The following is a 13,901-nucleotide window of genomic DNA, read 5'->3' on the forward strand; positions in this document are numbered from 1 at the left end:
TTGTTATCTTTAAAAACAGTATAATCATAACCGGGCACATTGTAAATTTAGAATTCTATGGGAAAATTGATTGATATTTATTTTGAAGATATAAAAGAGAAAAGATCTTATCCAATTGGCACCAATCTTCAGACAATACTTGCAGATCTCAAGCCACAACCTAATGGGGCTGTGCTTGGAGCAATGGTTAATAATAAGCTTAAAGAGTTAAGTTATGAAATTTACAAGCCTAAAAATGTAAAGTTTGTGGATGGAACACATCCAGATGGGCGCAGAATGTACGTCCGTTCATTGTGTTTCCTTCTTTACAAGGCAGTTCATGATTTGTATCCAAAAGCAGGTTTCAGGGTCGAGCATTCAATTTCGAATGGCTTGTATTGTCGGATAACAGATAAGAACATACTGCTTACGCCTGATGATATTGAAAATATAAAAGAGAGAATGATTGAGATCATGGAGGCTGATCTGCCTTTTGTTCGAGAAGAAATTGAAACAGAGAAAGCAATAGAATTATTCGAAGCTCAGGGCTTGAAAGAGAAAACCAGTCTGTTTCGCACCCGGGGAAATCTATTCACATCCGTTTACCATTTAGGCGATAGTGTTGATTATTTTTATGGTTTTTTGGTTCCGTCTACAAGCAAACTGAAGGTGTTTGATTTATTGCCCTTTGCCCAGGGAATGTTGCTTATGACTCCTGGACGAAGAAATCCTTTGGAAACGGAAACCTTTATTCCTCAGGAAAAAATGCTAAAGATATTTAGTGAATACAAACGTTGGGGAAATGTTTTAAATATTGCTAATGTTGGTGATTTGAATGGCTATGTGGAGAATAACAATATTTCAGAGCTGATAAAAATATCGGAGGCTTTGCACGAGAAGAAAATTTCTCAAATAGCAGATAAAATCAGAAAGAAAAGAAAGCATGTAAAGCTCATCTTGATTTCCGGACCTTCATCATCAGGGAAAACAACCTTTGGAAAAAGATTAGCCATTCAGCTTAAAGTTGCTGGTCTTCATCCGGTAAATTTGTCTTTGGATAACTACTTCGTTAACCGGGAAAAAACTCCTAAAGATGAAAATGGAGAGTACGATTTTGAGGCGTTGGAATCTTTGGATGTTCGCCTTTTTAATGAGAATTTGGTGGATCTTCTGAATGGTGTAGAGGTTGAGTTGCCAAAGTTTTCATTCGAAACCGGTACTCGTTATTTCGACGGAGAAAAGTTGAAAATTAATGGCAAGCAGGTTTTAGTTGTGGAAGGAATTCATGCTCTGAATCCAAAATTAACTCCTCTTATTGCCGATGATTCAAAATTTAGAATTTATATATCTGCTTTAACCTCAATTTCTATTGATGGTCACAACAGGATTCCATCAACAGATAACCGTCTGATTCGAAGGATTGTTCGGGATCATAAATATCGAAATTACAGTGCTTTTGATACGATTAGTCGTTGGCCGAGTGTTAGGCGTGGTGAAGAAAAAAATATTTTCCCGTATCAGGAAGAGGCTGATGTGATGTTTAATTCAGCTCTTCAGTACGAATTGGGTGTTTTAAAGAGATATGCAGAACCAATATTGAAAGAGATTCAGCCCAATCAGGCAGAATATTCGGAAGCAAACAGGCTGTTAAAGTTTTTTAGTTACTTTCTTCCAATCAGCGATGCTGAAATACCTCCTACTTCCTTAATGAGAGAGTTTCTAGGTGGAAGTACTTTTGAGTATTAGTTTGTTAATAACTTTTTCCCTGTTCATATTCATTCCTGTTTTGGTTGTTAATATCCTTACTGACTAAAACAGGAATTTTTAGTTGTTAACAGTTGCGTTGATCTAAAATAGGGGTATTTAGAAGTTATTAACAATTAATCAACACTGTTGATAGCTTGTTAATACTCTGTTAAAAAGTAAGAAAATGGATTTTGCCTGGGTTTTTAGAACCGGGGTGCAAATATAGGATAAAAAGAAGGAGTTCTGGAAGGAAATATCTTGTTTTTTTTAATAAAAAATGATGCATTGAGCTAACTACCTCTTCATCATACGGTCTATCTCAATTTTGTGATCGCGTTGTTTTAAACTTTCCCTTTTGTCGTAGTGTTTTTTTCCTCTGCAAAGCGCAATTTCCATTTTTGCAAAACCTTTTTCGTTCAGGAAAATTCTCAAAGGAACAATGGTTAAACCACTTTCTTTAGTTTTTCGATCCAATTTATCCAACTCTTTTCGGTTAAGAAGGAGTTTTCGTTCTCTTTTTTCTTCGTGATTATAGTATGAACCAAATTTGTATTCTGAAATGTGCATTTCTTTTACGTAAAGTTCATTTGCGCTAAAGTAGCAAAAGGAGTCTCCTATGTTTGCTTTCCCTGCACGTATGGACTTGATTTCGGTTCCAAATAGTTGAATTCCTGCTACAAAGGTTTCGATGAATTCATATTCGAAGCTTGCTTTTTTATTTCTGATATTTATTTTCTGCATTGTAAATTCTTTATTGCCCGACAAATTTACGATTTAAATTGTAACCGGAAGCTTGAAAATAACGGAAAACATTCGTTCAAATATTAGTGGGAGAACTAAAATAAGCAAACTGGCTACAATTGTAAAGCCTGGTTTTTTATTTTCGGCTATAGGAAGCAGAGGAGATATTCCCAACCATAAAACACGAATAAAATACAATTCGAAAACCAGACATATCTGATTAAGAAAAGAGTAGGGTGAAAATAATTTTGCAAAACTGTGGAATAAACAGAAAACAGCTCCACTGTATACAATTAATTGATAGATAGTTGATGTCTTAATTTGTAATTGGAAGTTAGGAGCCAATAGTTCAATCATTTTTCCGGCCGTTAAAAAACCCAGGTTTAAGGAAATAAAAGAAACAATAAATTGAGAAATCACAATGCTAAGACTTCCTGTGTGGATGAAAGCTCCGATGGAAGAAAGAAGTGAGCAGACGGCAATTACAGGAAATGCAAAATGTATAAAAATAGATTTCACATCGGGTGTTTCCAGAGCAATAGCTTCCCACTCCTTTTTTGGTTCAATAAGCAGATTAAACCATCTGGAGAAAGAGTATGTAATTTTTTGTATGCGAAAATTCATTGCTGTAATTTCTTAATATTGATTGATATCAAAATTAAACAAGCTTTTTTAATTTACTGTGCTTTTTCGCAAAATTGTAGGCTTCTGTTACAGCTATTTTATTAAAATCCCATAAGGCTGGCTATTCCAATAAAAAATGCTCCTAAAACGGCATATATAGAAAGTAAACCAATCAGTATAAATGTAAAATAACCCGATTTTTTATCATCAGGAATAGATAGTATGGGAGATATTCCTTTGTATAGGATGTAAAAGCTAAAAAGACTTAAAATGGTCAGGTAGTTTATTGTGGGAATTAAAAATGCCAGTGAATTGAATAAAATACCTGGGATAAAGGAGAAACCAACAAGAGTGAAAGCTCGGTTAAATCTATCTTTTTTATCTTTGAATTGTGCAAATTTACTAACAAGAAGTGTGGAAATGTAGATGGATAGAATGGAAAATAAAAATGTTGCACTTGCCGAAAATAAGTGCATATTAATGTGTTGAGAAGGATTTTGGTCGAATAATTGATAACCTGAAAAATTACAAATGGCCATTAAGAATAGTAAGGGGAGCAAAAGGCTTAAGAATAATTGTTTTGGGCTGTGGTCTTCAGTTGAGATCGATTTCCAGGTTTGTTCAGGATGAATAAAAAGGAGTAGACTGTGTTTGTATGCACTTAGGTTTGTCATATTGAATAGAGTTATTGGTGAATTCAAAAAACTTAAAGTAATTTTACTGCGTAGTTTACATACACAGTCTTGTCTTATTGTAAGATAAACATTATCCGGATAAACAAAAACGGATCGTTTTAAGTTCGGAAAAAATATTTAAGATGCAGAATAACCTATTAGTTGTACTAGGAGCAACCGCTACCGGAAAAACAAGTCTGGCTGTAAAGTTGGCAAAGGAATTTAACGGCGAAATCATTAGTGCCGATTCGCGTCAGATTTACCGTGGAATGGATTTGGGTACGGGTAAAGATCTGGATGAATATGTTTTGGATGGAACTCCAATTCCTTATCATTTGATTGACATTGCTGATGCCGGTTATAAATACAACGTTTATGAATTTCAGCAGGATTTTGTAAAGGCTTTTGAGCAGATTACCGCAAAAAAGAAAATGCCTGTTGTTTGCGGAGGAACGGGAATGTATTTGGAGGCAGCCTTGAAAGGCTATAAGCTGATTGCCGTTCCAAAAGATCAGGCCTTTCGGGATACAATGCTTGATAAATCCATGGATGAGCTAGGCGTTATTCTTCGTTCTTACAAAGAAGTGCACAATAATTCCGATTTAGAAACACAAAAAAGAGCCATTCGTGCGATTGAAATAGAACGTTACTATGCTTCACATCCGGAAATTGAAATGGATTACCCGCAGCTGAATCCATTGCTGATAGGAATTAAGTTTGATCGTGAAATTAGACGGGAGAGAATTACTCAGCGCTTAAAAGAGCGGCTAAAATCAGGAATGGTTGAAGAAGTTGAGGCTTTGATGCAATCGGGAGTTTCGGCTGAAGATCTGATATATTATGGTTTGGAATATAAATTTTTAACACAGTATGTTGTTGGCGATCTAACTTACAATGAAATGTTCTGTGGTCTGGAGGTGGCAATTCATCAATTTGCAAAACGGCAAATGACCTGGTTTCGGAAAATGGAACGCAGCGGCTCAAATATACATTGGCTGGATGGTTTTATGCCTTTAGAGGAGAAAGTGCAAAAAGTAAAAGAACTGGCTGCTCTTTAATTCAGGTGTTTTTCAATTTCCGCAAATGTGATCCTTTTAACCTTTAATTGATCCCACTTGGAAAAGGGGAGGGGGATATTTGGTAATTCTTTAATTGCGTCCTCAATTACGTAAACCGAAATGCCGCGTTTGGCTAAACCAACAACAGCAAAGTCTACGCAAACATTGGTTGTAACGCCATACACAAAAACTTTTTTAGGTGCAATTAGTTCCAGTACTGCGTTAGTGTTCTCATTTCCTTGAAATACATCGAAAGCATCTTTTCGAATTACAATATTTCGGTTGATGATAAAATCACGAATGTCCTTCTCCGAATACTTACTATTCCAAAATACTTCTGAAAATGGAGTTTCTGGTATTGTTTCGCTCATGTATTCGGCTCCGGAGGTATTGGCCATACAATGCGGTGGAAAACTTGTAACGAAATCAGGAGTGTCAGACAATTCTTTTGAATTGGCATAATGAAAATCAGCAGTATTAACTACCTGAATATTATTGCTTTTTGCAAAAGCAGTTATTTGCTTTAGAGTAGGTTTAATTTGCTCAGCACCAGGAACGTATAGTTTCCCTGATGCACTCATGAAATCAAATTGAGTGTCAACATTCCAAAATAAAATATCTTTTGCAAACATAGAGTGTTCCTTATTTAAATTTGTATTTACTACAATATTACAACAGCATAAAAAGATATCAAAATCAAAACATTACTTATTCGGTGTAAGACATCTGAAAATTATCACCTTTTAACGGGAGAATTGCATGTGACAACGAATAATTTTCACTCCTGATTAATTCTTTTCTACTTTAATTTTGAAAATCATAGTTGAGAATATTTATGACTAACATAAAAAAGATATCCCCTAGTCGGATTGCTTATCATATATTGTTTTGGGTGCTTGCCTTTACGTTTTGGTTGTTCACCATGTTTGTGGCAAGTAATTTTAAAAACATACTAAGATTAGAACCTGTTTTAATGACATTTGTGTTCAATCTGTGTTTTGCTGCGGCGGTTTACTTTAATCTGCTTATTTTGATTCCATTGCTGTTTAAGAGGCAACGGTTTTTTCTGTATGTCATTTCCTTGTTGGGAGTGATTTCTTTGGCGGCTTTTTTTATTGATTTTTTGTTGGTTTATCCTTTGGGACGATTTGTGCAGGGGGAACAGTTTTTCGAGGAGTTGACTTTTGTTGTATGGTTCAATTTTGCATTTTTCACATTTATTTATGTTGGGGTTACCAGTTTTTTATCCTTAATGAGAGAGTGGTTTGTTTTGCAAAAATTATCATTTCAATTAAAAGATATTGAAAAGGAGAAACTGGAAGCAGAACTGAAGGCACTGAAGGCTCAGATAAATCCACATTTTCTGTTTAACACGCTAAATAACATTTATTCTCTTACGCTTGATAAATCGGATAAAGCGCCTGGTTTAGTGTTGAAGTTATCCGATTTAATGCGGTATATTTTGTACGATTGCAATGATCGTTACGTTTTGTTGGAGAAAGAGCTGGAGTTTATAAAGAATTATCTGGATTTACAGAAAATTAGATTGGATGATAGTATTCCGGTAAAAATGGAAGTGAAAGGTGACGCAGCAAGAAGCAAAATTGCCCCTCTCTTGTTTGAACCTCTTATCGAAAATGCATTTAAGCATGGTTCTTACGGAAGGAATAATGGTGGTTTTGTAAATATTCTCTTTAATTTTGAAGATAAGAATCATATTGAATTGTCAATAGAGAACCGATCGGAGAATGGTTGGAATAAAGAGAATGAAAAGAATGGTGGTATTGGAATAAAAAATGTAATTCGTCGGTTGGAGTTACTGTATCCTGAAAAACACCGGCTGGAAATTAAAGATGAGAATAACCTTTTTAAGATTAGCCTGCAAATTGATTTGTCCTAACTAAGTTTAGATCCTATGAAGTTGAAATGTTTAATAGTTGATGATGAGCCGTTGGCACAGCGGGTTTTGGAAAAATATATTTCGGAATTGCCAGGGCTTGAGCTGAAAGGGAAATGCAGCGATGCTATTGAGGCAATGGAAGTCTTGCAGGAGCAAGAGGTCGACCTTATTTTTCTGGATATTAATATGCCTCGTTTGAGCGGAATCAATTTTTTGAAAACCTATAAAAATCCACCCATGGTAGTAATTACCACGGCTTACACGGAGTATGCCTTGGAGAGTTATGAGCTGAATGTATTGGATTATCTGAAAAAACCTTTTTCATTTGAGCGATTTTTACAGGCGGTTCAAAAGGCAGAGGAAAGAGTGAGAGGTGGGGCGGAACCGCAGGAAACAGATAAGGACGAGCGGGAATTTATTTTTGTTAAGGCTAATAAGAAAACCATTAATATTAGTCTCGACTCAATTTTATATGTTGAAGCTTTAGGCGATTACGTTAAGATTTTTACAAAGGAAGGACATGTTGTAACTTATCAATCACTGAAAGGAATTGAGCGTTTACTGCCATCGCATAAATTTTACCGGATTCACAAATCCTACATCGTATCCTTGTCGAAAATTAAATCGATAGAAGGAAACATGGTACACATGGAAAAGAGTACGATTCCAATTGGAAATAATTACAAACAGAGTTTCTTTCAAAGAATACATCCGGCATAATATTATAATCAAGTTCTGTTTTTCAAGAGGTTCTGTGGAATTTTTTGCAGGACCTCTTTTTGTGTGTAAAGCTGTGTTTGTATCTGATTGATTCGCAGTAAAAATGAAGTGTGTATTGTTATGGAATATGAGATGGGTTTAAACTTATAATTTCTACTATGTTTGGAGCATTGAAAACTGGAATTAAGAAGTGTAAATATATTGGGGATTTCATGCTTGTAATTCGCTCCCTTTTTGTTAAATTTAGGCCTGAAAAAGTTGAATTTTTGATTTAAAAAAAATGAAAATCCATGAAAAAACTGACTAATTGCCGTTATATTGCTTTTCTTGTAGTAGTTGTCTTAGCTTTTAACTTTGTTGGCTGTAAGCCAGTTGGTAAAAAGAATACTGAAGGACAGACCGTGAAGCCTTTATTAAAGAAAGCAATTGAGAATGAGGTGAAAGATGTAGTTTATCCTCTTCCAACCACTTTTGAGTTGACCTCGATGTTGAATCGTATTGGTGCTGATTATATATTAGGCCTTTCTAATTCATCAGAGAATGCTGATAAATATTTTACTGAAAAAGCCAGAGCCTTGAATCTTGGTGTGTATAGTGCAGATTTGAGTTATGCAAGTACATATCAGCGCAAGCAGGAAACAATGTTGTTTTTGAAAGCATCAAAAGCTTTGATTGATAATCTGGAAATTACCAGTGCTTATAATGAAACTCTTGTAGAAGAGGTTGAAAAGAATTTGGATGATAAAGATCAGTTGGTGAAAATAATTACAAATTCGTTTTACGATACTTATGAGTTTTTAAATAAGAATGCCAAAGGTAATCTATCACTAATGGTTGTTAGCGGTAGCTTTATTGAAGGGTTGTATATTGCAACTCATATTTCTGAGAATACTTATTCTAATCCGGAAATTGTAAAAGTAATTTTTGATCAAAAGGAAGTTTTGGAGAAATTGCTGTCGGTATTGGAACCAGAGGCTAAGGATCCTAATATTGATTCTTTATTGATAGAATTAAATGGCCTTAAACTTAGCTATGATAAGATTGTTGATGGAAGTATGGATGAAGAACAGCTTAAGGAAATTACCACTAGTGTTGCTAAACTTAGAGATTCTATCGTTCAGTAATTGTTCGATGTAACAAGATATGTGACTGCCTTTCTTTTCGGAAGGCAGTTTTTTTATGCCAAGATCATTGGTTCAACTATCCTTTTGTTTACGAAATAAATTGTATTTTTAAAAATAGTCTGGTAAAGGCAAACCATAAATTCTGAGAAAGTAAATGGGGGAATCGATTTTAAATGCACTAATGCACCTTTTTGCCATTGTTGCCAATGCCAAAGAAGAAGGTGTTTCGCGGGAAGGAAAAGTAATTGTAGAAGGTTTTTTGAATCGCTATGTGAATTTCGAACTCCAGGTTGAGTATCTGCGATTATTTGAGAACTATTCTGAATTCTACCGTCGTGAGATGGAGTATCAGGCAAATGTGCATTCTCAGCAAGCCAATATTCTTTCATTAACAGAGGCCTCCAAGGTTTGTACTAAGATAAAAGCAGAATTGGTTCAGGAAGAACGTTTGATTGTTTTGCTGCGTTTGCTGGAATTCGTTTATGAAGATAAGATTGTCAGCGAAAATGAATTTGAGTTTATTAGTATTGTTGCGGAAAGCTTTAAAATACCCAGATCTGAATTTATCAATTGTCTTGCTTTTGTTTGGGGTGATACGCTCGATAAATACGACAAAAGTAAGTTCCTGATCATCGATAATAAGGTGACAGAGTGGTCCGAGAATCTGTCTTGGTTCATGAAGAAAGATGTAAAAAAGACAGAAAACGATTTTAAGCATTTGTTCTGTGACAACTTGTATGGAAGAATTGTTGTTCTATTCGCACAGAGTGTGAATTTATTGGTATTCAAATACGAGGGAGAGTTAAATCTTTATCTGGAGGGAAACAAAATAAAACCGGATAAAACTTACCAGTTAAGTAATGGTTCGATAATTAAAGGGCCCAATATTAAATCAATTTATTTCTCGGATATTGCCGGTAAATTTTTGAAGGAAGAGTCGCAGCAGAAAATAATATTCTCGGCTAAGGATATTGAATTTAAGTTTCGAAACTCAAACAATGGAATACACAAATTTAATATTTCGGAAGAGAGTGGGCAGCTGATTGGAATCATGGGAGGAAGTGGTGTTGGTAAGTCCACATTACTCAATGTTTTGAATGGAAATTTAAGTTTAAATTATGGTGAAATTCGTATTAATGATTACGATATTCATAGAAATAAATTGGCAGTTCAGGGATTGATTGGTTTTGTTCCGCAAGACGATTTATTGATTGAGGAATTGAGTGTTTTTCAAAATCTGTATTATAACGCCAAGTTATGCTTTAAGGAGTACAGTGAAATTCAAATCTTGAAAAAAGTATTGAAGATACTTCAGGATTTGGATCTGTATGAAGTGAGAGACCTTAAAGTGGGGAATCCATTAAACAAATTTATTAGCGGAGGACAGCGGAAAAGGATAAATATCGGTTTGGAGCTGATGCGGGAACCGGCTATTCTGTTAGTAGATGAACCTACATCCGGCTTGTCTTCTACCGATTCGGAAATGGTTATGAATCTGCTTAAGAGGCAAACGTTAAAGGGCAAATTGGTAATTGCCAATATTCATCAACCTTCGTCTGGAATATTTAAGATGTTCGATAAGCTTTGGATTCTCGATCGTGGTGGTTATCCTATTTATAACGGCAATCCGATTGATGCAATTGTTTACTTCAAGACTCAGAATTCGCAGGTAAATGCTTCCGAGAGTGAGTGTGTAACTTGTGGAAATGTAAATCCTGAACAGATATTGCAGATTGTTGAAACCAAATTGATTGATGATCAGGGAAAACCAACCCGCGAGAGACGAATTCTTCCAGTGGAGTGGTATCAGAAATATAAGGACAATATAGAATCCAATCATTTGCCATTGCGTGCCGATAAAAAATTACCACAAAGTGATTTTAAGATTCCAGGAAAATTAAAACAATTTTCAATTTTTTGGATTCGGAATGTTCTTTCGAAATTAACCAACAAGCAATACCTGATAATTAATTTGTTTGAGGCGCCACTACTTGCCGTGATATTGGGTTATTTTACAAAGTACACTACCGATGCAGGATATGTGTTTGGTGAGAATAAAAATTTTCCGGTTTTTCTATTCATGTCGGTTGTGGTTTCTATGTTTTTGGGATTAACCGTAAGTGCCGAAGAAATTATTCGGGACAAAAGGATTTTACAACGGGAGAAATTTCTAAACTTATGCAGGCTAAGTTATCTCAGCTCTAAAATCATCTTCTTATTTATTCTCTCTGCAATTCAATCTTTATCTTTTGTATTGGTTGGCAACTATATTTTGGAGGTTGAAGGAATGCTTTTTTCCTATTGGTTGGTATTGTTCACAACTTCATGTTTTTCGAACATGATCGGATTGAATATTTCGGCAGGATTGAATTCCGTGATTACTATTTATATCTTAATTCCTTTAATTCTGGTTCCTCAGCTCTTGTTGGGAGGGGCAATGATTAAATTTGATGATCTGCATGCCGGGATTACTGATAAGGTTTACGTCCCAATTGTTGGCGATTTTATGACTACGCGCTGGGCTTACGAAGCTTTGGCAGTTACTCAGTTTAAAGACAATAAATTTGAGAAACACTTCTTTGAGTTTGACAAAGGAATTAGTGATGCCTCTTTTAAAAGTTCATTTTTGATTCCTAAAATTGAATCTGTTTTACTGGAATGCGAACGAAGTATCGAGTTTGAAAAAAATTCAGACGATACAGAGGATCAATTTGATATGATTAGGAATGAGATTTCTCAATTGGGAAGTGAAGCAGGAATAGATATTTTTCCTGAGTTAAAGAAGTTGAATGTTCACGATTTTAATTTAAATGTTGCCGAACAAACCAGGAGTTTTTTGGATAAGATAAAGCTTTACTATTTGGGTTTGGCAAGTGAATCTGGTTATAAAAAAGACTTTGAGTATTCCCGTTTGGTCGATTCTTTGGGGCACGATGGTGTTTATGAGTTTAAGCAAAAATATTACAATAATGGTTTGGCTGATTTGGTTTTGAATAAAACGGAAATTAATAAAATGATTGAAGTAGATGATCAATTGATTCAGAAGAAAGATCCTGTTTTAATGTATCCGGATTCGAGATTTGGACGTTCTCATTTTTATTCTCCGGTAAAACGAATCGGCAGTTTTTATATCGATACATTTTGGTTCAATCTTGCTGTAGTTTGGCTGGGCACCGGCTTTTTGTTTCTGTGCTTATGGTCTGATGTGTTAAGAAAAGTAATGAACTACATCGAAGGGATTAAGCTGGTTCATAAAGAAAAGAAACGGAAGTAGCACTTAATTTGAATCAGCTGACAAAGTCATTGAACTTGTTGGAGTTTTATTTTACTACTTTTCGATTCAGATAATTAACAAAAAGCAAACTGCAGGCAATCACAATCATCCCGATAATTGAGAGCAAATCAGGATGTTCATCAGGAAGAATTAACCAGCTTAATGAAGCACCAAAAATTGGGACGATAAATTTCCATGTATTTAAATTGGAAACTTTTACGCCGGGACGTTGCAGCAAACCAAACCAAATGGTGATGGCAAATGCCGAAACCATAGCTAGCCAGGCCAGGGAAAAGTAATATTCACCTGAATAAATCGTAGTCCACGACGGATTTTCGATGGGAATAGAGATTAGCATCAGTACGGCGCCTCCAATGATCATCGAAAAGGAAGCCAGTACCCGTGGAGGCATGTCTTTTGCATCACGCGACACAATTACATTGCCGGTACTTCCTACAATGTTATTAAGGATTAAAATTCCTACGCCAAGTGGAATTGTTGTTGTCAGAACAAAATCAGCCCTGCCCAAACTAATAATACACACGCCGCATATTCCTAAAATAATGGCAAATATTTTTTTCCAGCTCATCTTGTCATTAGTAAGCATAAAATGGGCAAAAATAGCTGCGAACAAAGGTTGCGCACCAATTAACATGGCCGCCAAAGCACCCGGAACAAAACTAATTCCCGTATAGAACAATCCGTAAAGGAAAGTGGTTTGCAGCAAAGCTACCCAAAGAATGAACCGCCATCTTTTTTTCGATTCCTGGATTTTATACTTCAAATCTTTAATGAAGGGAAGAATAATTAATCCCGAAAGGAGAAATCGAATACCAGCAAATTGAAGCGGGGTAGTGTATTTTAAACCTATTTTAATTGCTGTAAATGGAGTTGCCCAAAGCAAGCATGCAAATATGGCCAATACGGTAGTTGAGAATAGGAATTTCTTCATGGGGCTCGGTAAATTTTCTGTAAACTTAGGGATTTTTAGTTGATCTCTGAGAAGAAGTGTGTTTTAATATTTACGTAGTTTATTGTGTTATATAAATAACTAAACCGATACGTTTAAGCTATTAATACAATATAAAATAGCATATAAATAGTAGTTATTACTAATTATAAGGTGTAAAAATAATTTTAATGATAAGATGATGTAATTTATTAGTTGTAAAATATATGTATCTTAATGGTTTATTATTTTAGTACAGAAAAATAATCCGATGAATCAACAATTATTAGCACATGCCAAAGCAATTGAGGTAGGAATGATTGCAATTGCGATAGTAGACTTCTGGAAAATGAAGAAGCCAAAAATAAATGATCACCTGCACCTGAATCTGGAAGAGTTAAACATTCAAAATAAGATTCTTCAAGATTCATTTGGAACCGTGCGTAATGGTGCTTATACTTTGGAGATGAAAAAGCTGAATAGTCAAATAGCAAGTTTATTTGTTGGCTTAAAGTATATGATAAAGGCTTACTTACATCATCCCGATAAGGAGATTGTAAACAGTGCAGGGAGAGTTTGGGGGCAACTTGCAGCCATTGGTGCAGATACTCACAAGAAAAATCTGGAAAAAAAAATTTCTGGTTTGCAAATATTAATTGAGAGACTATTATCAGGAAAACTAAAACCTGATACCGATAAACTAAAGGGAATCGAGAAGTATTTAACTGTTTTACACCTGAGCCTTGATCAATTGACAGCGCTTTACCGATTAACCAATAATGAGCAGGTTAAACGTAAACAAAGCGTGCAGACAACGGCACAGGCTCATATGGTGCATCGAATATTAAATGATGATATTTTTCCTTTTTTATTCACTTTCCGACAGGTAGATCCTGATAATTATGGGCCCTTAGCCAGGCTCGCCGAAATCGAATTGGCGGATATAAACAAGGTAATAAGAGCACGAAGAACCAGATGGGCAAATAGGAAGAAAGAGGATGAAAGAATTTGAATTCTCTTCCATTGTTCAGTTTTTGTTGTTTCTATTGAGCGGTAAAGACGATGATTTTTAAATTTAAATGGAAATAAAAATCCCCATCAGATTTTCGTTT

At 35.2% G+C, this 13,901-nt stretch carries 12 protein-coding genes; 7 read left to right on the forward strand and 5 right to left on the reverse strand.

The window, feature by feature from the left end; all coding sequences use genetic code 11:
* The first annotated feature begins 57 nt into the window (after window positions 1-57).
* A complete protein-coding gene (locus ACHZAX_RS02185; RefSeq protein WP_101311416.1) occupies window positions 58-1,725 on the forward strand; it encodes a nucleoside kinase in 1,668 nt (555 codons plus the stop codon).
* Between the two features lie 294 nt (window positions 1,726-2,019).
* Here the strand turns inward: ACHZAX_RS02185 and smpB are convergent, their stop codons facing one another.
* The 3 genes from smpB to ACHZAX_RS02200 form a co-directional block, all read right to left on the reverse strand.
* Window positions 2,020-2,466, reverse strand: coding sequence for an SsrA-binding protein (gene smpB, locus ACHZAX_RS02190; protein WP_101260304.1), 447 nt, complete (start codon window positions 2,464-2,466; stop codon window positions 2,020-2,022).
* A 33-nt stretch (window positions 2,467-2,499) separates the two neighbouring features.
* On the reverse strand, window positions 2,500-3,090 hold the full coding sequence (locus ACHZAX_RS02195; protein WP_101311417.1) for a YIP1 family protein: 591 nt from the start codon (window positions 3,088-3,090) through the stop codon (window positions 2,500-2,502).
* Window positions 3,091-3,191: 101 nt separating this feature from the next.
* Window positions 3,192-3,764, reverse strand: coding sequence for a Yip1 family protein (locus tag ACHZAX_RS02200; RefSeq protein WP_320017854.1), 573 nt, complete (start codon window positions 3,762-3,764; stop codon window positions 3,192-3,194).
* A gap of 143 nt (window positions 3,765-3,907) precedes the next feature.
* Between ACHZAX_RS02200 and miaA the strand changes: the two genes are divergently transcribed.
* Complete coding sequence (gene miaA / locus ACHZAX_RS02205; RefSeq protein ID WP_320017855.1) at window positions 3,908-4,822, forward strand: tRNA (adenosine(37)-N6)-dimethylallyltransferase MiaA; 915 nt, start codon at window positions 3,908-3,910, stop codon at window positions 4,820-4,822.
* Here the strand turns inward: miaA and ACHZAX_RS02210 are convergent.
* Window positions 4,819-5,454 carry a cysteine hydrolase family protein gene (locus ACHZAX_RS02210; RefSeq protein WP_320017856.1) on the reverse strand — a complete coding sequence of 212 codons (636 nt, stop codon included), beginning with the start codon at window positions 5,452-5,454 and terminating at the stop codon, window positions 4,819-4,821. The genes miaA and ACHZAX_RS02210 overlap by 4 nt on opposite strands.
* Before the next feature lie 203 nt (window positions 5,455-5,657).
* On the opposite strand from ACHZAX_RS02210, the gene ACHZAX_RS02215 reads away from it, so the two are divergent.
* The 4 genes from ACHZAX_RS02215 (at window position 5,658) to ACHZAX_RS02230 (ending at window position 11,840) form a co-directional block, all read left to right on the forward strand.
* A complete protein-coding gene (locus tag ACHZAX_RS02215) occupies window positions 5,658-6,722 on the forward strand; it encodes a sensor histidine kinase (protein ID WP_101311300.1) in 1,065 nt (354 codons plus the stop codon).
* A gap of 15 nt (window positions 6,723-6,737) precedes the next feature.
* On the forward strand, window positions 6,738-7,442 hold the full coding sequence (locus ACHZAX_RS02220) for a LytR/AlgR family response regulator transcription factor (protein ID WP_218973162.1): 705 nt from the start codon (window positions 6,738-6,740) through the stop codon (window positions 7,440-7,442).
* A gap of 290 nt (window positions 7,443-7,732) precedes the next feature.
* Window positions 7,733-8,566, forward strand: coding sequence for a hypothetical protein (locus tag ACHZAX_RS02225; protein WP_101311299.1), 834 nt, complete (start codon window positions 7,733-7,735; stop codon window positions 8,564-8,566).
* A 154-nt stretch (window positions 8,567-8,720) separates the two neighbouring features.
* Window positions 8,721-11,840: an ATP-binding cassette domain-containing protein gene (locus ACHZAX_RS02230; protein WP_320017857.1), complete on the forward strand. Its 3,120-nt coding sequence runs from the start codon at window positions 8,721-8,723 to the stop codon at window positions 11,838-11,840.
* A gap of 46 nt (window positions 11,841-11,886) precedes the next feature.
* On the opposite strand, the gene ACHZAX_RS02235 is transcribed toward ACHZAX_RS02230, so the two are convergent.
* Window positions 11,887-12,792, reverse strand: coding sequence for a DMT family transporter (locus tag ACHZAX_RS02235; RefSeq protein WP_320017858.1), 906 nt, complete (start codon window positions 12,790-12,792; stop codon window positions 11,887-11,889).
* A gap of 268 nt (window positions 12,793-13,060) precedes the next feature.
* Here ACHZAX_RS02235 and ACHZAX_RS02240 point away from each other — a divergent pair, with 268 nt between their 5' ends.
* Window positions 13,061-13,801 (forward strand): DUF6261 family protein, encoded by a 741-nt coding sequence (locus ACHZAX_RS02240; protein WP_320017859.1) that lies wholly within the window; start codon window positions 13,061-13,063, stop codon window positions 13,799-13,801.
* Window positions 13,802-13,901 lie beyond the last annotated feature (100 nt).

The sequence above is a fragment of the Labilibaculum manganireducens genome (assembly GCF_963665805.2).
GTDB classification, from domain to species: domain Bacteria; phylum Bacteroidota; class Bacteroidia; order Bacteroidales; family Marinifilaceae; genus Labilibaculum; species Labilibaculum manganireducens.

Bases quoted from the DNA above. Each gene is read 5' to 3' on its own strand.
- ACHZAX_RS02185 (WP_101311416.1), top strand. From the start codon at position 58: ATGGGAAAATTGATTGATATTTATTTTGAAGATATAAAAGAGAAAAGA.
- smpB (WP_101260304.1), bottom strand. From the start codon at position 2,466: ATGCAGAAAATAAATATCAGAAATAAAAAAGCAAGCTTCGAATATGAA.
- ACHZAX_RS02195 (WP_101311417.1), bottom strand. From the start codon at position 3,090: ATGAATTTTCGCATACAAAAAATTACATACTCTTTCTCCAGATGGTTT.
- ACHZAX_RS02200 (WP_320017854.1), bottom strand. From the start codon at position 3,764: ATGACAAACCTAAGTGCATACAAACACAGTCTACTCCTTTTTATTCAT.
- miaA (WP_320017855.1), top strand. From the start codon at position 3,908: ATGCAGAATAACCTATTAGTTGTACTAGGAGCAACCGCTACCGGAAAA.
- ACHZAX_RS02210 (WP_320017856.1), bottom strand. From the start codon at position 5,454: ATGTTTGCAAAAGATATTTTATTTTGGAATGTTGACACTCAATTTGAT.
- ACHZAX_RS02215 (WP_101311300.1), top strand. From the start codon at position 5,658: ATGACTAACATAAAAAAGATATCCCCTAGTCGGATTGCTTATCATATA.
- ACHZAX_RS02220 (WP_218973162.1), top strand. From the start codon at position 6,738: ATGAAGTTGAAATGTTTAATAGTTGATGATGAGCCGTTGGCACAGCGG.
- ACHZAX_RS02225 (WP_101311299.1), top strand. From the start codon at position 7,733: ATGAAAAAACTGACTAATTGCCGTTATATTGCTTTTCTTGTAGTAGTT.
- ACHZAX_RS02230 (WP_320017857.1), top strand. From the start codon at position 8,721: ATGGGGGAATCGATTTTAAATGCACTAATGCACCTTTTTGCCATTGTT.
- ACHZAX_RS02235 (WP_320017858.1), bottom strand. From the start codon at position 12,792: ATGAAGAAATTCCTATTCTCAACTACCGTATTGGCCATATTTGCATGC.
- ACHZAX_RS02240 (WP_320017859.1), top strand. From the start codon at position 13,061: ATGAATCAACAATTATTAGCACATGCCAAAGCAATTGAGGTAGGAATG.